The sequence below is a fragment of the Winogradskyella sp. genome (assembly GCF_003712105.1).
In the GTDB taxonomy this organism is placed as follows: domain Bacteria; phylum Bacteroidota; class Bacteroidia; order Flavobacteriales; family Flavobacteriaceae; genus Winogradskyella.
In genome coordinates this window covers 443,791-466,111 of sequence record NZ_RHLG01000001.1, presented here as the reverse complement: position 1 = coordinate 466,111, position 22,321 = coordinate 443,791, and the positions used below count along the sequence as shown (strand labels likewise).

17 protein-coding genes are annotated in these 22,321 nt (G+C 34.9%); 10 read left to right on the top strand and 7 right to left on the bottom strand.

From position 1 onward, the window contains the following. Positions 1 to 11: 11 nt before the first annotated feature. The 4 genes from ED556_RS02215 to ED556_RS02200 all read right to left on the bottom strand — a co-directional run bounded on the left by ED556_RS02215 (position 12) and on the right by ED556_RS02200 (position 4,389). Positions 12 to 722: a hypothetical protein gene (locus tag ED556_RS02215; RefSeq protein WP_296318908.1), complete on the bottom strand. Its 711-nt coding sequence runs from the start codon at positions 720 to 722 to the stop codon at positions 12 to 14. 37 nt (positions 723 to 759) lie between these two features. Further along, positions 760 to 2,622 carry a hypothetical protein gene (locus tag ED556_RS02210; protein WP_296318907.1) on the bottom strand — a complete coding sequence of 621 codons (1,863 nt, stop codon included), beginning with the start codon at positions 2,620 to 2,622 and terminating at the stop codon, positions 760 to 762. 163 nt (positions 2,623 to 2,785) lie between these two features. After that, the gene (locus tag ED556_RS02205) at positions 2,786 to 3,097 is read right to left on the bottom strand and encodes a DUF2188 domain-containing protein (RefSeq protein ID WP_296318906.1); all 312 of its coding nucleotides are present in this window, start codon (positions 3,095 to 3,097) and stop codon (positions 2,786 to 2,788) included. Next, entirely contained in the window at positions 3,097 to 4,389 is a 1,293-nt protein-coding gene (locus ED556_RS02200) for an aminopeptidase P family protein (RefSeq protein WP_296318905.1), read from the bottom strand. Before ED556_RS02200 ends, ED556_RS02205 begins: the two co-directional genes overlap by 1 nt. A gap of 143 nt (positions 4,390 to 4,532) precedes the next feature. Between ED556_RS02200 and ED556_RS02195 the strand changes: the two genes are divergently transcribed. The 8 genes from ED556_RS02195 (at position 4,533) to ED556_RS02160 (ending at position 16,819) form a co-directional block, all read left to right on the top strand. Further along, positions 4,533 to 7,379, top strand: coding sequence for a sialidase family protein (locus tag ED556_RS02195; RefSeq protein WP_296318904.1), 2,847 nt, complete (start codon positions 4,533 to 4,535; stop codon positions 7,377 to 7,379). Between the two features lie 82 nt (positions 7,380 to 7,461). Continuing rightward, entirely contained in the window at positions 7,462 to 8,697 is a 1,236-nt protein-coding gene (locus ED556_RS02190) for a hypothetical protein (protein ID WP_296318903.1), read from the top strand. Positions 8,698 to 8,794: 97 nt separating this feature from the next. Next, positions 8,795 to 9,469, top strand: a complete 675-nt coding sequence (locus ED556_RS02185; protein ID WP_296319803.1) for a succinate dehydrogenase cytochrome b subunit — start codon at positions 8,795 to 8,797, stop codon at positions 9,467 to 9,469. A 12-nt stretch (positions 9,470 to 9,481) separates the two neighbouring features. Next, the gene (locus tag ED556_RS02180) at positions 9,482 to 11,479 is read left to right on the top strand and encodes a fumarate reductase/succinate dehydrogenase flavoprotein subunit (protein WP_296318902.1); all 1,998 of its coding nucleotides are present in this window, start codon (positions 9,482 to 9,484) and stop codon (positions 11,477 to 11,479) included. A gap of 10 nt (positions 11,480 to 11,489) precedes the next feature. Further along, positions 11,490 to 12,236 (top strand): succinate dehydrogenase/fumarate reductase iron-sulfur subunit, encoded by a 747-nt coding sequence (locus ED556_RS02175; protein WP_296318901.1) that lies wholly within the window; start codon positions 11,490 to 11,492, stop codon positions 12,234 to 12,236. 98 nt (positions 12,237 to 12,334) lie between these two features. Then, complete coding sequence (locus ED556_RS02170; protein ID WP_296318900.1) at positions 12,335 to 13,246, top strand: M28 family peptidase; 912 nt, start codon at positions 12,335 to 12,337, stop codon at positions 13,244 to 13,246. Positions 13,247 to 13,308: 62 nt separating this feature from the next. Beyond that, positions 13,309 to 15,003 (top strand): M1 family aminopeptidase, encoded by a 1,695-nt coding sequence (locus tag ED556_RS02165; protein WP_296318899.1) that lies wholly within the window; start codon positions 13,309 to 13,311, stop codon positions 15,001 to 15,003. 31 nt (positions 15,004 to 15,034) lie between these two features. Beyond that, positions 15,035 to 16,819, top strand: a complete 1,785-nt coding sequence (locus tag ED556_RS02160) for a DNA mismatch repair protein MutS (RefSeq protein WP_296318898.1) — start codon at positions 15,035 to 15,037, stop codon at positions 16,817 to 16,819. Positions 16,820 to 16,876: 57 nt separating this feature from the next. On the opposite strand, the gene rpmA is transcribed toward ED556_RS02160, so the two are convergent. Both rpmA and rplU read right to left on the bottom strand, forming a co-directional pair. Next, on the bottom strand, positions 16,877 to 17,137 hold the full coding sequence (rpmA, locus tag ED556_RS02155) for a 50S ribosomal protein L27 (RefSeq protein ID WP_296318897.1): 261 nt from the start codon (positions 17,135 to 17,137) through the stop codon (positions 16,877 to 16,879). A gap of 27 nt (positions 17,138 to 17,164) precedes the next feature. Further along, positions 17,165 to 17,662 carry a 50S ribosomal protein L21 gene (gene rplU / locus ED556_RS02150; RefSeq protein WP_296318896.1) on the bottom strand — a complete coding sequence of 166 codons (498 nt, stop codon included), beginning with the start codon at positions 17,660 to 17,662 and terminating at the stop codon, positions 17,165 to 17,167. 265 nt (positions 17,663 to 17,927) lie between these two features. On the opposite strand from rplU, the gene ED556_RS02145 reads away from it, so the two are divergent. Further along, positions 17,928 to 19,259: a pitrilysin family protein gene (locus ED556_RS02145; RefSeq protein WP_296318895.1), complete on the top strand. Its 1,332-nt coding sequence runs from the start codon at positions 17,928 to 17,930 to the stop codon at positions 19,257 to 19,259. A 1-nt stretch (position 19,260) separates the two neighbouring features. Next, entirely contained in the window at positions 19,261 to 21,330 is a 2,070-nt protein-coding gene (locus ED556_RS02140) for an insulinase family protein (RefSeq protein WP_296318894.1), read from the top strand. A gap of 48 nt (positions 21,331 to 21,378) precedes the next feature. Here the strand turns inward: ED556_RS02140 and ED556_RS02135 are convergent, their stop codons facing one another. Continuing rightward, complete coding sequence (locus tag ED556_RS02135; protein WP_296318893.1) at positions 21,379 to 22,257, bottom strand: EamA family transporter; 879 nt, start codon at positions 22,255 to 22,257, stop codon at positions 21,379 to 21,381. Positions 22,258 to 22,321 lie beyond the last annotated feature (64 nt).

The window sequence follows — 22,321 nt, the reverse complement described above, 5'->3', positions numbered from 1 at the left end:
ACTCATAACTTTTAATTGTCATTACCAATACCAAACATACGTCTACTCATCATCTTAACATCATCAATGGCTCTACCTTTTATGAGCCATGAGATCCCAAATGGGATAACGGCTGTGGTTTCAAAAATAAAAACGTAGTAATCTTTTAATGGAAAGTTGACCTCTAATTTCTCTAGGATAATAAACACAATAATTAACCCAACAGAAATAAAAACGAGATTGCCACACCATTTGTACAAACCATGATTACCATCATCTGAGCCACGTGTAAACTTATACCGCGACATCCAACCCATACACAAAATAAAAATGCCTGCGGCTACCAAATGTACTAAGTTGAGAGTTTCGTTTTTATGCCCAAAAAGTGGTAGCGGACCATCTTTACATAACGTTTGGATACTGTCACTAGAACTATCACAGCATATGGTTGGTATAAAGACTACAATTAATGCTGCTAAGCCACCAATATTGGTTAATAAATCATCACTAATGGTTTCGGTGGTTTTATCAATTTTATAGCCTTTGTAAGACAGTAAAAACAATCCAAACGCTGCTAATACAATTATAAATATCAGCGACGAAAGTGTGCTGTAATAGTAATGGCTTATAGACGCCAAAACCTCACCTTTGGCTAAAGGTAAGGTTAGAGGTAAGAGTAAACCCAATGTGCCGATGAGTTTACGAATGCGATAGTCGGAGTGTTGTAAATCTTGTTGTATCATGATTAATTGGGTTCAATTTTTCTATTTGATTTAAAGATTAAATACTTTTTTTAACAGACCTCGAACCTAGGGAGAACTTATAGCCAAACTGAAATTGATAAAATGCTTCATTACTAGTATCTCCTTTATAATTAAATGTTCGCAATCTTATAAAAATAGCTTGATTTGGATTATCTGTTGGATGATAGTAGACTTCTGCTTCATTCTTAAATACTGGTACTATTAGCTCAGTATTAAAACTCTCCGTAGAATTAAAACTCTCTAAATCAAACCATTTAAACTCCATATTATAATTAAATCCAAAATTATTAAATCGTTTAGAAGCAATGTTAATACCAAAGCCATAACCAAATGATCTGATATTTTCAGGATCTGCCATACCGAATTGTGCTTCTGTAATATTATAGTCTGCAGATGCAAAAAGAGAACCTTTAACAGGGTATTTTTTATTATAAATTTCAAAGACATTTAAATTGACTCCCATTGTTAAAAAGCGTTTCTCAATAATATCGAGAGGTTGGTCAAAAATTCCCATTGTAGGCATGTTAGTGTCAGGTGTTGCTTGTACTAATCTATTATCATCTTCGAAGCGTGCATAATTAACATATGGAGTAAGTGATTTTAGAAATTCATATTGTCCTGTGGTTCTGAAGAAAGGTCTCGCGTAAGGAAATAAGTACAATTTTGCACTACCCTCAACTTGTAATAATCCGTTGTTAGCTTCACCAAATATTGCAAAAAAATCAGTGTAAGCCCTTAATTCAATTATTTTATCTAGATAAGTGTCTTCTTTTATTTGAAACGTAGCTGGCCCTTCAAGATTGGTTTGTTTTCCTTCAGTATCTTTTTGAGGTAATTCTAATACTAAATCGTTAGGGATATAATTATTACCGACTTTATATTCATAGTACAGAACATCACTTAATCTAATACGATAGTTTTCAATTTCGGAGATATCATCTTCTATGCTAAAAGGTTGTTTATTGGCATATGATAAGTAATTATCTCTAGCCATTCTGTTAAATCTGAAAAAACTCACTGATTTTTGATTTTCAAATAAATAGGGTTGTCCTTTAAACTCAACAGTCAATCTGATATCAAAGAAATTTCCATCTTTAATCTGGATGTCTATACCCTTGAATTTATACTTTTTTTCTGTTCTTTGAAATTCAGCACTTGCATCTTTTTCAATTTCCTTCAAAATAGCTTCAGATTGCTTCAGTGATTCTTGTAAGTCAGGAGTATCTCCTTTTTTGATTTTCTCCTTTATTTCCTGTTTGTTTTCTTCTTCTTCTTCTTTAACCTCTTTCTTTTCTCCTCTTGTAATAAATTTATAGAAATAAAACTCTTCACCATCTTTTGGTATGGTAACATCACCCAAATAAGTTTCCTGGTTAGTTTGACTAATGATATCATTTAATATCTTACCCTCGACACCATCATTTTTTATTACATCTTCTTTAATAATTTGATTTTTATTAAAATATATATAAGTCTGATTTTCAGTAGGTACTTCTTTAGACTTATCTTCACTGAAGGGTGTTAAATCTAAATCCTCCATCAACTTATTTGCTTCATCTTCACTGATTGCATTATTAGAACTACAAACGTCTTTTAGGCTCTTAAAATCGTTAATTTTCTTATTAATATCCTTTTTTAAATCGCCAATACTTTTTTGTATTTCCTTGAGTTTTTCGACATCACTATCCTTGATTTCAGATACGGTCAACTGATCTTTTAAACTCTTAAACTCCTCTTCTTTTTCATTCACAATCGGCCTTGCTTCATTAATTTCTTTTTTTAAGTTTTCAAGCAGTTTTAAACAATCTAAATTTTGAGAAAAAGTAGTATTAGTAAATAATGCAAATGCTAAACAAATAGCTAGGGTAAAACGTTTCATAATTGTTGGTTTTTGGTTAGGGTTAAAAGTAATAGCACACACTATGGCAACGTATACCCAATACTGGGTATATTTTATAGTGTACCAACAATTATTAATTTGTAAGTCTCTGTGAATTAAATAGCTGTATTGAAATTATAAATAATTTCTTACAAATGCAAGCCTAGTCCTTAAAACTTATACGGTCTCTAATACCACCACTTTCTCTATGGATAATAACATCGACCTTGGTTACTGAGCGTCGCCGAAGTATGCGTTTTGCAATACTCTTGGCTTTGTTTATGGCGGTACTTTGCTTACGATGCTTAGAAGTAATACGCTTATTGCCTTCGCGGCGAACAGCCCAACCATCTTCGTACGGAACTACATGCTGATGCCAAGTACGTTTGGTATTAGATTTACTAAAGGCTTTTAAAATCACTTGAAAAATTTCAAGAAGCGCCTTTGCCCAAGATGTTTTGTTTTCGGTAGCCATTAGGAGTTCATAATATCTTCAATCTCTTCAGCTTCAATTGGGATATTTCGCATTAAGTTAAATGGCTCACCAGTCTCTTGGATAACCACGTCATCTTCGAGTCTAATTCCAAAACCTTCATCCGGGATATAGATACCAGGTTCAACAGTAAACACCATATTGGCTTGCATTGGTTCATGTAGCAAACCGTAATCGTGTGTGTCCAATCCTATATGATGACTCGTACCATGCATAAAGTATGTTTTATAAGCTGGCCAATCTGGGTTTTCGTTTTGTAAATCGGCTTTATCGAGTAGACCTAAACCTAGTAGTTCTGATGTCATGATTTTTCCGACTTCAACATGGTAATCTGCCCAAATGGTTCCAGGCACAAGCATTTTAGTCGCTTCATCTTTAACACGATTTACAGCATTATACACTGCTTTTTGTCTGTCGGTAAACTTCCCTGAAACGGGAATGGTACGTGTCATATCACTAGAGTAATTGGCGTATTCGGCACCAACATCCATAAGTATAAGGTCACCAGCTTTACATTGTTGATTATTTTCGATATAATGAAGCACATTGGCATTATTACCAGAAGCTACAATTGGTGTATATGCAAAGCCTTTAGAACGATTATTTAAAAACTCGTGCATGTATTCGGCTTCAATATTGTATTCCCAAACATCAGGTTCTACAAAGTTGAGCACACGTCTAAAGCCTTTTTCTGTAATATTACAAGCCTTTTGCATTAAGGCCAATTCTATAGGGTCTTTTACTGAGCGCAAGCGTTGCAAAATAGGATTGCTTTTAGCAACATTATGTGCTGGGTATTTTCCTTTTAACCATTTGCTATAGCGGTCTTCACGAGTTTCAGTTTCAACATTAGCACGGTAATGTTCGTTAGTATTAATATAAACCGTATCGCATTGGGTCATCAGCTCAAACATGACCTTCTCCATATCCTGAAGCCAATACACGGTTTTTATACCAGAGGTTTCATATGCTTTTTCCTTGGTTAGTTTTTCGCCTTCCCAAACCGCAATATGCTCGTTAGTTTCTCTTAAAAATAATAGTTCACGATGCTTTTCTTTAGGGCAATCCGGAAATACCACTAAAATACTTTCCTCTTGATCTACACCGCTTAAATAAAAGATATCTCTATGCTGGGCAAATGGCAAGGTACTATCTGCACTAACCGGATAGATATCGTTAGAGTTAAATACCGCCAAACTATTAGGCTTCATTTGTGCCATGAAGTTGTTACGGTTTTTTATAAAAAGGTTGCGGTCTATTAAATCGTATTTCATTGAAAATTTATTTTCATTTCCACGAAAGTGGAAATCTCACTAATTTTTGAAGCCTAAAGGTACGAGAATCTGTTAAACTTTGTTATCAAATTTTGAGTGCCTATTGATTATGATTAATTTCATTTCCTTAAAACTAACCACACATGCGATATCTTAAAATTCTATCCGTTTTATTCGGCGCCTTTTCTCTAGTCACCTTTGCTCAACAACCAGCCACATCTGCAGAAACAGTTAAACAAGCTTTAGAGCAAAAACGTAGTATGGCAGAAAGCTCAATTGTAAAAAATGTACCATTCAAAAATATAGGACCAACAATTATGAGTGGTCGTGTCGTTGATTTGGATGTGAACCCAGATCAGCCTTCAGAATTTTATGTCGGTTATGCATCTGGCGGTGTGTGGCACACTACTAATAATGGGACTACGTTTACACCTGTTTTAGATAGTTCTGACACTCAAAACGTAGGTGACATTGCGGTACATTGGCCAACACGTACTATATACGTAGGTACAGGTGAGAATAATTCGTCTCGTTCGTCATATGCAGGGATTGGAATTTTGAAATCTACAGACAATGGCAAAACATGGACTAATGTTGGGTTGATGGATGCGCATCATTTTGCACCAATTTTAATTCACCCAGATAATCCAGATGTCGTTACTGTTGGTGTTACGGGACATTTGTATTCTTCAAATAGTGAACGCGGTATCTATAAAACTACTGATGGCGGAAAGACCTGGAAGCAAACCTTATTTGTGGATGATATGAGTGGTATCATTGATTTACAGCATAGTCCAAAAAATTACAATGTTATGTATGCGTCGTCTTGGACCAAAGATCGAAAGGCATGGAATTTTACTGGAAATGGAACGAATTCGGCTATATATAAAAGTACTGATGCTGGTGAAACATGGACTAGAATCTCAACTGAAGCTAGCGGTTTCCCAACAGGTGAAGGTGTAGGTCGTATTGGTGTGGCTGTGTTTAATGATAATGTGGTTTATGCTGTACATGACAGCCAATTTAGAAGACCAGACGATGCTTCGACAAGCTCAGCAACCGAAAAAAGTTTGACAAAAGAGGATTTTAAATCCATGTCGACTTCAGAGTTTTTAGCATTAGAAGACAAAAAACTAAATACCTTTTTAAAGACGAATGGTTTTCAAGAGAAATATAGAGCTGAGAATGTAAAGCAAATGGTGCGTTCTGGAAACGTTAAACCAATAGATTTGGCTAAATATCTTGAAGATGCAAATTCATTATTGTTCGATACACCTGTTATCGGTGCTGAGGTTTATAAGAGTACAGATGGCGGTAAAACGTGGAAGAAAACTCACGACGATTATTTAGATGGCGTGTACTTTAGTTATGGCTACTATTTTGGGCACATTCATGTGTCACCCACAAATGAAGACGATATTTATATCTATGGTGTGCCAATTATAAAGTCTAAAGATGGTGGTAAAAACTGGACGTCGATAAGTGCGGAAAACGTTCATGCAGATCATCATGCGTTATGGATTAACCCTAAAAATCCTAATCACCTTATTGATGGAAATGATGGTGGAGTTAACATCACTTATGATGATGGAGCGAACTGGATAAAAAACAATTCGCCTTCTGTAGGACAGTTTTATGCCATTAATATAGATAACGAAAAACCATATAATGTGTATGGTGGATTACAAGATAATGGTGTTTGGAAAGGTGCAAACAACTCAAGAGAAAATAAAGCATGGCATCAACAAGGACAATACCCTTGGAAATCTATAATGGGCGGCGATGGTATGCAAATTCAGATTGATAGTAGAAACTCGAACATTGTTTATACTGGTTATCAATTCGGGAATTATTTCAGATTAGATTTAGACTCTAGAAACCAAAAATACATTCAGCCCAAACATACCTTGGGAGAAAACCCGTATCGCTTTAATTGGCAAACACCAATTTTATTATCACCGCATAACCAAGATATCTTGTATTTAGGAGGTAATAAATTAATGCGTTCCATGAATCAAGGTGACGACTGGGAAGCTATAAGTGGTGATCTCACTAAAGGTGGTAAAAAAGGAAATGTAGCTTACGGAACTATAACCTCAATAAGTGAAAGTCCTTTTAAATTTGGATTGATATATACAGGAAGTGATGATGGTTTGGTACAGTATACGCAGAATGGTGGCGGCAATTGGAATAACTTAACAGGATTACCAAAGGACTTATGGGTAAGTCGTGTTGTGGCGTCTCAGCATAAAAAAGAACGTGTGTATGTAACTTTAAATGGGTATCGTTGGGATGACTTTTCGGTTTATGTATATATGAGTGACAATTATGGACAAACATGGAAAAATATTAGTAGTAATATTCCAGCCTCACCAGTAAATGTAATTAAAGAAGATACTGAAAACGAAAACATTCTGTATTTAGGCACAGATAATGGCGCTTATGTATCATTTGATATGGGAGCATCTTGGGAAGTATTTACTCACGGCTTACCAAATGTAGCTGTGCATGATATCGTTATTCAGCCTGAAGCAAAACACGTATTGCTTGGAACACACGGCCGAAGTATTTATCAAGCAGATATTTCTGCATTACAATTATTGAATCCTAAATTTAAAAATAAGCCAATTACATTTTTCGATATAAAACCAGTAAGACATTCGAGTCGTTGGGGAAGTTCATGGAGTAAATGGTTTGACGCTTTTGAGCCATCAACTACTGTTTCGTTTTATAGCAATTCAGCAGGTAAAAAGACATTAAAAATACTTTCTGAAGGTGGAAAAGAATTGAATCAAATTTCAGCAGATATTGACAGAGGATTTAATTATTTAGAGTATGATTTAACGCTTACCGAAAAAGGTAGAAAAGTTTTAATGAAAGAAAACACGAGCATCGATATTAATAAAGCGAATAACGGTAAATACTATTTGCCTAAAGGGAAATATACGCTACAAATAGATGGCGAGAGCAACGTTTTAGAGATAAAATAATAGTTAAATTAAACTAAAATATTTGTCGGGTCGTTCTGACTAGAACTACATTAGCGCTGCTAATGAAATTTAGTCATCAACCATGTTCAGAAGAATCTCCATTATACTATTCTTAATAGTTTCAATTAATAGCCTTGCACAAACCAATATTACAGAGCAGCTCAGTATTTTTTTAGATTGTAATGTTTGTGATAATCAATACATCCGTCAAAATCTCGGTAATGTACAATTTGTACGCGACCAATTTTTAGGTGATGTGCATGTGTTTATCGTAACCCAACGAAACGGTGCTGGTGGACGCAGTTACGAAGCAGATTTTATAGGGAAAAAAGATTTTGAAGCCATAAACTATAAGTTACTGTTTTCTACCGATGGCAATATGACTAGAGATGAAGTCCGTCAACTTGTATTACAGCAACTAAAATTAGGGTTGGTGCGGTTCTGGATTGCAAAAGGTACCACTGATCAGGTCACAGTTAATGTCCCGATACCTGAAGAGGAAAAAGAAGAGGTCAAGGAAGATGACCCATGGAATTATTGGTTGTTTAGAGTTGGTGCTAATGGATTTTTTAACGGTCAGGAACAGAGCAGCAGCAGTAATATTAATTTCAATATTTCTGCAAGACGTGTTACAGAAAAAAATAAGTTTAATCTCTTTATGCGATATGGAGAAAATAGGTCGACCTTTACCTTTGATGGTGAAGATATTGTAGCATTTAACAATAGAAAGCGTTTAAACATAAATGATGTGTTAAGCATTAACGATCATTGGTCTTACGGTTTTTTTGGAAGTATAGGTACATCTACCTTTAGCAATTTTGATTTGTTTTGGACCTTTAGACCAGCCATTGAATATAGCTTTTTTGATTATGCGCAATCAGCAAAAAAACAGTTAACCATTTCATATAGAAACGGTATTAGATACAACGATTACATAGAGCGAACAGTATTTAATGAAACCGATGAATATCTCTGGGAACATGGCGTTCAAGTGGGTGGACGTATCAATCAAGAATGGGGAAGTGCAAATGCTGAAATTTCGTTTAACCAATTCTTGCAAGACACGAGTTTGAATTCCGTTAATTTTTTCTTAGGCACAAGTGTACGACTGTTTAAAGGCTTCAATTTTAATGTAAGTGGCAGCTATTCTATTACTCGAAATCAAATAAATATCCCTGGAGGAGACCTTACGGTTGAAGAATTATTATTACAGCAGCAGCAACTGCAATCTGGCTTTGATTATTTTGTAAGTGCAGGGTTTAGCTATGCTTTTGGGTCTATTTATAATACGGTTGTAAATCCACGATTCGATTTTTAATTAAAACCATTCTAAATAACTGTTTCCGATATTCTCCAAGTTGTCAAAACGGCAATTGAGCAGTATCTTTGTTCAACGAACAAAAAAGATTGATTCTATAATGGGAATTTTAAATTCTTCAATTGGAAGAAAGTTTGCCATGGCGCTCTCTGCACTCTTCCTAATGGTTTTTCTACTACAACATTTTGCAATTAACATACTATCCGTTTTCAGTGCTGACGCTTTTAACACAGCATCACATTTTATGGGGACATTTTGGGCAGTTCAATATTTACTGCAACCCATCTTGATTTTCGGTGTGATATTTCATTTTGTAATGGGATTTGTTTTAGAAATTAAAAATAGCCGCGCACGTAAAATTAGTTACGCCAAAAACAACGGTGGCGCAAATTCTACTTGGATGAGTAGAAATATGATTTGGAGTGGTGCTGCAATTTTAGCATTCATTATTTTGCATTTCATTGATTTTTGGATTCCAGAAATTAATACAAAATATATCTTGGGTGATATGAGTGGTATGCACAATGGAGAGTTGAGATATTTTCATGAACTTGTTGAAAAATTTCATAGTCCAATACGTGTAACAGCTTATGTAGTTGCTTTTGTGTTTTTAGCGTTGCACTTACTTCACGGATTTAGTTCTGCTTTTCAATCAGTTGGTGCTAACAATAAGTATACAGAAGGTCTTAAAAAGTTTGCTAAAGTTTACGCAATTGGCATTCCGTTAGGGTTCATTTTTATTGCATTGTTTCATCATTTTACTGGACATTAAACAACATCTAATATGGCTTTAGATTCTAAAATACCACAAGGACCACTTGCCGATAAGTGGACTAATCATAAAAATAAAATCGACTTAGTAAATCCAGCAAACAAGCGTTTAATAGATGTTATTGTTGTTGGTACTGGTTTAGCTGGTGGTTCTGCTGCAGCTACTTTAGCAGAGCTCGGTTATAACGTCAAAGCATTTTGTTTTCAAGATTCTCCAAGACGTGCGCACTCCATTGCTGCGCAAGGTGGAATTAATGCTGCGAAGAACTATCAAGGTGATGGCGATTCTACTTATCGCCTATTTTACGATACTGTAAAAGGTGGTGATTACCGTTCTAGAGAAGCAAATGTTTATCGATTGGCTGAGGTATCTGCCAATATTATTGACCAATGTGTAGCTCAAGGTGTACCATTTGCACGTGAATATGGTGGCTTATTAGATAACCGTTCTTTTGGGGGTGTTTTGGTGTCACGTACATTTTATGCCGCTGGACAAACAGGTCAGCAATTATTATTAGGGGCATATTCTGCAATGAATCGTCAGATTGGTCGTGGAAAAATAAAAATGTATAACCGTCACGAAATGCTAGATGTAGTTATCGTAGATGGCAAAGCAAGAGGAATCATAGCACGTAATCTAGTAACTGGCGAAATTGAACGCCATTCTGCGCACGCAGTTGTTTTAGGCACTGGTGGTTACGGTAATGTATTTTTCTTATCGACTAATGCTATGGGCAGTAATGTTACCGCAGCATGGAAAGCACATAAACGTGGCGCATATTTTGCAAACCCATGCTACACACAAATTCACCCAACATGTATTCCAGTTTCTGGAGATCATCAATCAAAATTAACCTTGATGTCTGAGTCACTTCGAAATGACGGACGTATTTGGGTGCCGAAAAACTTGGATGATGTAATTGCCATTAGAGAAGGACGTAAAAAACCAACAGATTTATCTGAAGAAGAACGCGATTACTATTTAGAGCGTCGTTATCCTGCTTTCGGAAACCTAGTGCCTAGAGACGTTGCCTCACGAGCCGCTAAAGAACGTGCCGATGCTGGTTATGGTGTTAATGCTACTGGTGAAGCCGTTTACCTAGACTTTGCTGCGGCAATAGAGCGTTACGGAAAGGAGCAGGCAATAGTGAAAGGTTTAGATACTAACGATAAGGCTCTAGTTCAAAAATTAGGAAAAGAAGTGGTTAAAACGAAGTATGGCAACTTATTCCAGATGTACGAAAAAATCGTTGACCAAAATCCATACGAAACACCAATGATGATATATCCAGCTGTACATTACACAATGGGCGGCATTTGGGTAGACTATAATTTGATGACCACAATTCCTGGACTATACGCCATTGGTGAAGCTAATTTTTCAGATCATGGCGCTAACCGTTTAGGTGCTTCTGCATTAATGCAAGGGTTAGCTGATGGTTACTTTGTTTTACCGTATACAATTGGTGATTATTTAGCGGATGATATTCGTACTGGTCCAATTTCAACAGATACCAAAGAATTTGAAGACGCTGAAAAGCATGTGCGTGATAGTATTGATAAGCTTATTAATAATAATGGTACCAAATCAGTAGATTATTTCCATAAGCGTTTAGGCAAGATTATGTGGAACGAATGTGGAATGGCGCGTAATGAGGAAGGTCTAAAACAAGCTATAGAAGATATTAGAACATTGCGCGAGGAATTTTGGAACGATGTCCGTGTTCCAGGCACCGCAAACGAATTAAATGAAGAACTGGCAAAAGCTGGTCGTGTTGCTGATTTCTTAGAATTAGGTGAGTTGTTTGCTAAAGATGCATTACAACGCGAAGAATCAGCTGGAGGTCATTTTAGAGAAGAGTATCAAACACCTGAAGGTGAAGCTAAGCGTCGTAAAGAATTTCAATATGTTTCGGCATGGGAATATAAAGGCGAGCCAAAAGATGCGGTATTACATAAAGAAGAGTTAGCTTACGAAAACATTGAAGTAAAAGAACGTTCATATAAATAAGGAAAGAATTATGAATTTAACATTAAAAATATGGCGTCAAAAGGATGCCAATGATAACGGGAAAATGGTCGATTATCCTATTAGTAATGTATCGCCAGATATGTCTTTCCTTGAAATGCTAGATGTGTTAAACACACAACTTATTGAAAGTGGTGATGAACCAGTAGCATTTGACCATGATTGTAGAGAAGGCATTTGCGGAATGTGTTCGTTGTATATCAATGGAGAAGCTCACGGCCCAGATAGAGGCGTAACAACGTGTCAGCTACACATGCGTAAGTTTAAAGATGGTGATACGATCTATATTGAACCTTGGAGAGCAACAGCATTTCCAGTAATAAAAGATTTAGTCGTTGACCGTAGTGCATTCGATCGTATTCAACATGCAGGTGGATTTATTTCTGTAAACACATCTGGTAATACCATTGATGCAAATGCTATTCCAGTAAATAAACACGATGCTGATGACGCGTTCTCTGCTGCAACTTGTATTGGTTGTGGCGCATGCGTGGCAAGTTGTAAAAACTCCTCGGCCATGTTGTTTGTTGGTGCAAAAGTATCTCAGTTTGCACTATTACCTCAAGGACAAGTTGAAGCGGCTGACCGCGTAATGAATATGGTAAAGCAAATGGACGAAGAAGGATTTGGAAATTGTACGAATACCGGAGCTTGTGAAGTAGAATGCCCTAAAGGCATTTCTTTAGAGAATATTGCACGTATGAATCGTGAATATTTATCGGCAAGTTTAAAAGGTTAATCAAGACCTTTAGTCTAAAATATAAACATTGACGTTTCTTATCCTAAGATAAATTTTATCTTAGGATTTTTTCTTTTATTTGATTTCAAATCCCTAACATGAAGATCAAACTAATTACACTATTCGTAGCTATTCTATTATTTAATACACGCTGCGAGCAAAAACCGAATGCTCATGATGTTACTTTTAATCAAGAAAAGTTATTACAGCGCGTTAAAGAGTTAAGCTCAGATAAATTTGAAGGGAGACGTACTGGAGAAAAAGGTAATGATTTGGCTAGAGCCTATATCGTTAAGGAGTTACTGCAACAAGGTGTAAAGTCATTTTATCCAGAATATGAGCAACCGTTTGTATTCAATAGAGGTAATGACACATTAGTAGCTAATAATGTTTTAGGGCTTATTAAGGGAACTGAAAATCCTAATGCTTATATAGTAATCAGTGCGCATTACGATCATCTTGGCATAGGAGAAAATGGAGAGATATATAATGGTGCAGATGATGACGCTTCTGGAGTTTCAGCATTATTTAGTTTTGTTGAGCATCTAAGGACTAATCCACCAAAGCACTCGGTGGTTTTGGCTGCTTTTGATGCCGAAGAAATGGGGCTTATGGGAGCAAAGCATTTTGTTAGTAAGGTAAAAGATTCTACAATTATTGCTAATATTAATATGGATATGATTAGCCGAAGCTCTAAAGACGAATTGTATGTTGTTGGCTCAAGATATAATGAAAAGCTTTCAGCTATTGTAAACGATTTTAAAAACCCAACGACTTCTAAACTGTTGGTTGGACATGATGGTACTGATGGCAAACAAGACTGGACGTATGCATCCGACCATGCACCTTTTCACCAAGAAGGAATCCCGTTTTTATACTTTGGTAACGAAGACCACGCAGCATATCATAAGCCAACAGACGATTTTGAAGAGATTACTCCAGACTTTTATAAAAATGCTGTAGCGATGATAATTGCCATGTTTAATGATATAGATGCTAAAGGCTTATAATAAGCTGTCACATTTATTTATCTGATTCGTCTTTTAGTTGAAAACTAAAAACCAATCAAAAAATGAAACGACTCATCACCGTATTTTGCCTTTGCGTACTTTTCTTTTCTTGTAATAAAGAGAATAATTATAACATAAGTTATGCTGTTAGTCCGTCAATTCACGAAAGTGCTAATGCATTAAAGGTTAAAACATCTTTTCAACCAAATTCTACAGGGGAAACCATATTATTATTTCAAGACAAGGCTTGGGGTCAAGACAGCTTACACAATGTTATTAAAGACATAAAATTAGCATCCGAAAACGGAAAGATTGAGGTCAATAGAGATAGTGGTTGGTATAGTATTACACATCCTAAAAATCTTGATGTATTAGAAGTTGAATATACTATTTCCCAAGACACCGAAGGCGAATTAACAACTAGAAATACGTACAGACCAATTATACAGGAAGACTATTTTCACTTGTTTTCTCATAACTTCTTTATGCTACCAAAGCATATCATTAAAGATTCTGAAGATAATTTTAATGTTAACCTTTCTTGGTACAATTTTCCTGATGACTATAAAATTGCTAATAGTTTTGGAAGTAATCAACATATTCAAGTTATAAATAATGTTTCAGAAGAAGAGTTTCACACGGCTGTTTTTGTTGGCGGAGATTTTAGGGTTCACAACATTGATGTTAAGGGTAACGATGTTGCATTTATCATCAGAGGCGAATGGGAAGTGTTTCAAGATTCAACAATCGTAAATGTATTAAAGGCAACAGTTGGTGCGCAACGCGATTTTTGGCAAGACCACTCGCAAGATTATTTTGCAGTAACTATGATTCCTACGGTTCAAGAAAGAGGTAGTTCGTTTCAAGGTTCTGGACTTACAAATTCATTTGCTACAAATGCCTCTAATAATGAATATTTGGAAGTTGAAGGTTTAGTCTATCTGTTTAATCATGAGTTGCAGCATAATTGGACAGGACATATTATTAAAAATGATGATGAAGAAAAACAATACTGGTTCAGCGAAGGATTTACAGAATATTACACCTTAAAGAATATTGCAAAGGCGAATATTTATGGTTTAGACGAAAGCAATTTTATAAAAGAATTCAACCAGTTTATCAAAGAATTGTATACATCTCCAGTTAAAGAGATGCCTAATAGCGAAATGACTTATGATAATTTCTGGAGTGGAAAAGAAGGTATTCAAAAACTACCGTATAGAAGAGGTGCATTATTTGCTTTCTATTTGGACAATAAGATTAAAAAAGACACAAATGGTGAAAAAAGCTTAGACGATTTATTGCTAAACTTTAAAGAAGATGCACTCAAAACTGGACAAAAAATAGATCATGAATATTTTGTAAAAACAGCCAATAAGTATTTAAAAGAAGACCTAAAATCATTTTTTGATCAGCATATTGAAAAAGGTCAACTCTTCAATTTAGAAGAGATATATCAATCCTTTGGCTTTGAATTCGATTCAAAAACAAAAGTGTATGATTTAGGTTTTAAATTTTCGGAAGACCGAAAAAGTATTGCTGAAATTGATAATAGTTCTGAGGCATACAAAGCTGGCTTAAGAGAAGGCGATGCTTTTAAAAGCATAAGTTATTTTAGAAACGCTATTGACTACAAAGCAGAATTCACCGTTTTAAGAGGCGAAAAAGAAATAGCTGTGAGTTATTATCCTGTTAGTGAAATGAATTTACCTCAATTAAAAGATAATATTCATAATAAGGCGCAGTTAGGATTCTAGTTTTCTTATATTTCTACTTTGTTAGAATATCATGCAAAACCCAACAGAATTTTACACACTTCAGTCTAAAAAGCATAAGGCAGAAGCCAAACAACTTTATAAAACATTAAGCCTTTATAGTGTTTTGAGGCTTTCGGTTTTTATAATTACTGCAGTTGGGGTTTATACCATGATTAATCAATGGAAAGTAGCTCTAATTATTGGGTTATTTGGAATAGGTGTTTTTTTGTTTTTACTTTCTAAGTATACAGATTTAAAGGCCAAACGCGCACTACATAAGCGTCTGGTTAAAATCAATAAAGAAGAATTAAAAATAGCTTCGGGTGATTTTCATCAGAGAGCAGATGGTAATAAGTACCAAAATCCGGAACACTTTTACAGCTTAGATATAGATTTGTTTGGCAGAGGTTCTTTCTTTCAATATACCAATAGAACAACTATTAATGAAGGTACAAATGTTTTAGTGAAGTATTTGTTGGCTAATGATATTTTGGATATTGAAAAACGTCAAGACGCCATAAAAGAACTATCTACATTGCCAGAATGGCGACAATTGTATTCTGGAATTGCGCAAGGTGTAAAGGTCGAACATTCAGCAAAATCAATTATTACTTGGCTAAAAAACTACAAGCCATTTCTAAATAAAACATGGTACAGAATAACAATTGGTTTTAGTCTCGCTTCAGTAGCAATTATAGCTTTAGGAATCCTTGATACCATTCCAATACAGTATATAGGCTATTGGCTCTTTTTAGGTTTAGCACTAACTGGGAAATTTCTAAAGCAAATAAATGTACTATCTCAAAACACAGAAAAAGCTAAAGATACATTTAGACAATATGCTTTGCTCTTAGCTCAAATTGAAACACAGAATTTTGAATCAGAATTATTAAAGGAAAAACAGGCTAAGATTCAATCTGAAAACCTAAAAGCCTCACAAATATTTCTAAAATTCTCAAAGGTTTTAGATGCACTCGATAATCGCAACAATCTGTTATCTGCAATATTTGGCAATGGCTATTTTTTATGGGATATACGCCAATCCTATTATGTAGAACAATGGATAACTACTTATGCAAATAAAGTAGACCATTGGTTCGAAGTGGTGACGTTCTTTGATGCGTTTAATAGTTTGGGCAATTACGCCTTTAATCATCAAGACTTTGTGTATCCAGAGATTGTAGAGAATAAAACTACAATTTCTGCTAAAGATTTAGGGCATCCATTATTAAATGCAGAAAAGCGTATCGATAGTGATTTAGAGCTAAACCAAGAACAGTTCTTTATAGTTACAGGGGCTAATATGGCAGGTAAGAGTACCTTTTTAAGAACAGTGGCTTTACATATTGTTATGGCAAATGTTGGATTGCCTATTTGCGCAAAGGAAAGCAAATACAAGCCTATTAAATTGATTACAAGTATGCGGACTACTGACTCACTTACTGATGATAGCTCGTACTTTTTTAGTGAGTTAACCCGATTAAAATTTGTAGTCGATACTATTGAAAATGATACAAACTATTTTGTGATTTTAGACGAAATATTAAAAGGCACAAACTCTACAGATAAAGCAATAGGCTCAAGAAAATTTGTAGAGAAATTGGTAAAACTAAAAGCCACAGGAATCATTGCTACACATGATTTAAGTCTCACTGAAATTGCTTCGACAGGCTCAGCGACCGCAAATTCTGTAAAAAACTACTTCTTTGATGCCAAAATTGTTAATGATGAACTCTTTTTTGATTATAAGTTAAAGCCGGGCATTTGCCAAAACATGAATGCAAGTTTCTTGCTGAAGAAGATGGATATAGTGTAAACAAAAAACCCTTTCTGAAACAGAAAGGGTTTAATCTAAATTTTAAAAGTAAAATTCTTAAGCCTGAAAAGGCTCTATAGAAACATAAGACTTATTGTCTTTCTTCTTTGTGAATTTTACGATACCATCAACTTTAGCATGTAAAGTGTGGTCTTTTCCTTGGTATACGTTTTCACCTGGGTGATGTGTATTACCTCTTTGTCTTACTAGGATATTTCCAGCGATAGCAGCTTGTCCTCCAAAAATCTTAACACCAAGGCGTTTCGATTCTGATTCTCTACCGTTTTTAGAACTACCAACTCCTTTTTTGTGAGCCATTGTCTTAAGGGTTTATATTGTTATTAATTAGCTTAAAGCAGCAATTAAATCAGCTTTCTTCATAGAAGAAATACCTGTAATACCTTTTGCTTTAGCCATCTCTTTTAATTCTGCTACAGTCATTTTACTCAAATCTTGAGTTGCTTCAACTGCTTCTGATTTTTTAGGTTCAGCTTTCTTAGCTTCTTTCTTTGGCGCTGCTTTTTTAGCACCAGAAGCTTTAATTCCTTCGATTACAATTTCAGAAAGTGCTTGACGGTGACCATTTTTAACACGGTAACCTTTACGTCTTTTCTTTTTGAAAACTATAACCTTATCACCTTTAAAGTGTTTTAAGACTTTTGCACTTACTTGTGCTCCGTCTATAGCTGGGGCGCCTACAGTTACATTGTCACCATCACCAATTAAAAGAACGTTATCGAAATCTACTTTCTTACCTTCTTCTGTTGCTAAACGGTTAACAAAAACTTTTTGGTCTTTTTCAACTTTAAATTGATGCCCTGCTATCTCTACAATTGCGTACATAGCGTAACGTTTTTATTATTCTGTTTAATTACTAATACTTTGCTTTTCTCAGAAAGCGGATGCAAATATACGCTTAAATTCCTAATTCACAAACGTTTTAAGCCTTTTGTAATCTATTGGTTTTGATTACTTAAACTAATCATTATTTCACATTTTATTTAGAATAAAAAGGAAAATAGTTCTCTATTTTTGCAGCTATTGCTGTAACAACTAGTTTACAAGTAAGACAAACACTTGAAACTTATTTTAAAATAAAAAACAAAAAATGAAAAAAAGGGTATTAAGTCTAGCACTTTTGATGCTTATAGGCCATGCAGCCACAGCACAAAAGGTAGAGTTTGAAGAATTTGATTTGGATAACGGCTTGCACGTTATTTTACATCAAGATAATACGGCGCCAGTAGTCATTACTTCTGTAATGTACGATGTTGGTGGAAAAGACTTTGGAGGAAAGTCTGAAACTGGTTTAAGAACTGGTTTTGCTCACTTTTTTGAGCACCTTTTATTTGAAGGTTCAGAAAATATTGAGCGTGGTGAGTTTATGAAAATTATACCTGCTAATGGTGGAACGTTCAACGCCAACACATCGCAAGATAGAACGTATTATTATGAGATTTTCCCATCTAATAAACTAGAGTTAGGTTTATGGCTAGAGTCAGAGCGCATGCTTCACCCTGTTATTGATCAAGTTGGTGTTGATACTCAAAACGAGGTTGTAAAAGAAGAAAAACGTCAGCGTTACGATAGTCCTTATGGTAGAATATTAGAGGTTATCGGTGAAAATTTATTCGAAAATCATCCATATAAGCACCCAAATATTGGATACATGAAAGACCTTGACGCTTCTACATTAGAAGAGTTTAATGCGTATTTCGATAAATATTATGGACCAAACAATGCCGTATTAATCGTTGCTGGTGACATAGATACTGAGAAGACTAAAGATATGATTAGAGACTATTTTAGTGAAGTTAAGAGCAGACCTGATTTTGTTAGAAACTTCCCTAAAGAAACTCCGATTACAGAGACTAAAAAGGTAACGGCTTACGATCCAAATATTCAAATCCCTGCAATTATTGCAGCATACAGATTACCAGGTCAAGCTACAAGAGATGCTTATGTATTAGATATGATTTCTACATATTTAAGTGGCGGAAAGAGTTCAGTACTATATAAGAAGATTGTAGATGAGCAAAAACAAGCACTTCAGGTAGCTGCGGTTAATTTAGGTCAAGTAGACCATAATATTTTTGCATTGTTTGCATTACCACAAGGTGATGTATCACTTGATGATTTATTAGGTGAAATGGACGAAGAGATTGCAAAAATGCAAACAGATCTTATCTCTGAGCGCGATTACCAAAAATTAATGAACCAGTTTGAGAATCAGTTTGTAAACTCTAACTCAAGTGTGGCAGGTATTGCAAGTTCTTTAGCAACATACTATCTATTGTATGGAGATGTAAACTTAATTAATACACAGTTAGATTTATACCGCTCAATTACCAGAGAAGAAATTAGAGATGTGGCTAAAAAATACTTAAGCCCAAATCAAAGAGTTGAAATTCAGTACTTACCTAAAAAAGATGAGAAATAAGATGAAGACATTAAAACTAAAAATAGCCGCATTTATAGGTTTAGCATTAGTAACTTTTGGTGTTAATGCCCAATTAGATAGGTCTCAGATGCCTAAAGCAGGACCAGAACCTACTATTAATTTAGAAAAGCCTAATGAGTTTAAGCTTAAAAATGGTATTACTGTAATGGTAGTTGAAAACAATAAACTACCTAGAGTATCGTATCAGTTAAGTATTGACAATAAACCATACAAAGAAGGTGATAAAGCCGGTGTTGCAAGTATCCTATCATCTATGTTAGGAAACGGAACGACATCAATTTCTAAGGATGAGTTTAACGAAGAAGTAGACTTTTTAGGAGCTAACATTAATTTTGGATCTAGTGGAGGTTTTGGAAGCGGATTAGTTAAATATGCTGATCGTATTGTAGAACTAATGGCTGACGCAACGATTAATCCCTTATTAACTGAGGAAGAATTTCTTAAAGAAAAAGATAAGTTAATCGAAAACTTAAAAACTGGAGAGAAAAGCTTAGATGCAGTTTCTGGAAGAGTTGGTGGTGCTTTATCTTACGGTAAAGACCATGTTTTTGGAGAATTCACGACACAAGAGACCGTAAATAATGTTGATTTTCAGGATGTATTAGATTTATATAAAATTCGTTTTGCACCTAACAATGCGTATATCGTTGTTGTTGGAGATATCGATATAAAAACGGTAAAAAAGCAAATGAACAAATATTTTGGTAAGTGGGAGAAAGTAGATTTAACTGAAATCCCTGCACCAGAATTAACTGCTAATGCATCAAATGCACAGATTAACTTTGTAGACTTACCTAATGCTACACAATCTAGTATTTCTATCACTAACAATGTAGACTTAAAGCAAAGTGATGATGATTATTTCGCTGCTTTAATGGCAAATAACATACTTGGTGGTGGTGGAGAAGGTTACCTGTTCAAAAACCTTCGTGAAGATAAAGGCTATACATACGGAGCTTATTCAAGTTTAGGAGCAAGCAGATATGGTGTTTCTCGTTTTAATGCTAGTGCAAAAGTGCGTAATGCTGTAACAGATAGTGCTGTGGTTGAGTTCTTAAAAGAGATTAAGCGTATAAGAACAGAACCAGTAGAAGCTCAGACTTTAAAAAATGCAAAAGCAAAGTATGTTGGAAATTTTGTTATGGCTCTAGAGCGTCCACAGACTATTGCTAATTATGCTCTAAATATTAAGAGAAATAAATTACCAGAAGACTTTTATGCTAATTACCTAGAGAACATCAACAAAGTATCTATTGAAGACGTTCAGCGAGTAGCAAACAAATACTTCAAGTTAGATAATGCTAGAGTTGTAATCGTTGGTAAAGGTAGTGATGTGATTGAAAATCTTGAGAAAGTTGGATTGCCAATCAAGTATTACGACAAGTATGCCAATGCAACAGAAAAGCCAGAATTTAATAAAGCTTTGCCTGAAGGGATAACTGTAAAATCTATAATGAGTAACTATCTTAAAGCTACTGGAGCGTTGGATAATATGAATAATATTAAATCTATTATGACGCAGTATGAAGCTACAACACCGATGGGTGCTATTGTACAAGAAGAAAAGCGTATTGACGGTAAAACAAATCAAAGCATGTATGTAGGCGGTAATAAAATGGTTACAATGGTAATGACTCAAGAAAGTGCCACTGCTAATAACCAGCCGCTTCCAGAAAATATGACTAATGATATGAAACCTTATGCAGGATTATTTATGGAAAGAAATCTTTTGGATTCAAACACGGCGAAATTATCTGGAACTGAAAAGGTGGATGGCAAAGATGCCTATGTTGTTAATGTTCCTGGTGAAGTAGTTTCTTGGACGCTTTATTACGATGTAGAATCTGGGCTAAAGGTTAAAGAAATTCAAACAACAAATATGCAAGGGCGCAGTCAAACTCAAGAAGCTTTATTAAAAGATTATACGGAGTATAGCGGTATTAAGTTTCCAGAAACTAGAGCAGCTACTATGATGGGGCAATCTGTTGAGTTTAAACTTAAGGAAGTGAAAATTAATGAAGGCGTAACTGAAGCAGATTTCGGCAATTAATTACAACGTTCAACTTATACAAACCGAAGTGTAATAGCTTCGGTTTTTTTATGCCTTCTTTTTATTTGCAATATAAACACCTGCTAAAATTATTATTGAAGCAATACCCTGAATAAGTGTAAAAGCTTCACCATCTAATAACCCCCAAATTAGAGCTACAATTGGCATTAAATACGTTACTGAAGTAGCAAATACTGGTGTTGAAATTTGAATCACTTTATTAAACAAAACTTTTGCCAAGGCTGTTCCAAAAACAGATAGGATAAGCACGCATAAAAAAGCATTCCAAAACAAATCAGAAGTATACGTGCTTTCAGAAAAAAAGTCCGTAAATACTAATACAATAAACGCAGGCAACATAATAAAGACGTAATTCCCAGCTGCTATTGTTAAAGGTTTCACATTTTGTAGGTAACGCTTAATTATGTTCACATTGGCGGCATACATCAAAGTCGAAATTATAATAAAACTCGCGTAAAAATAATTTTGATTTGGGTTGATTTCAGATCCTTTTAGTATCAAAATTGCTGTACCAATAAAACCTATAATTACACCAATAAATTGACGTTTAGTTGATGCAATTTTAAATATTGCAGCTCCCATTAAAATGGTATTTAAAGGCACAAGAGAGTTTAAAATTGAAGTGATTGAACTATCGATTTCAGTTTCGGCAATTGCAAATAAAAACGCAGGAAAAAATGACCCTAAAAACCCAGATATACACAACCATTTCCATTGCGATTTTTTAATCGTTTTTAAACCGTTAAATCCAAACGCTAATAATATTATACCTGTTAGCACATTACGCAAACTACCTATCTGATAAGGTGTTAAACCGAGAAGTGCTTTTTTGATCAGAATAAATGAACTGCCCCAAATTATCGATAAAATGATGAGATATATCCATTTGGTGTTAACGTTTTTCATAAAACTTTCGTTGCGGTCACAAAATTCGTTAATTATTTTCCAAGAAACCTTGTATTTATTAGAT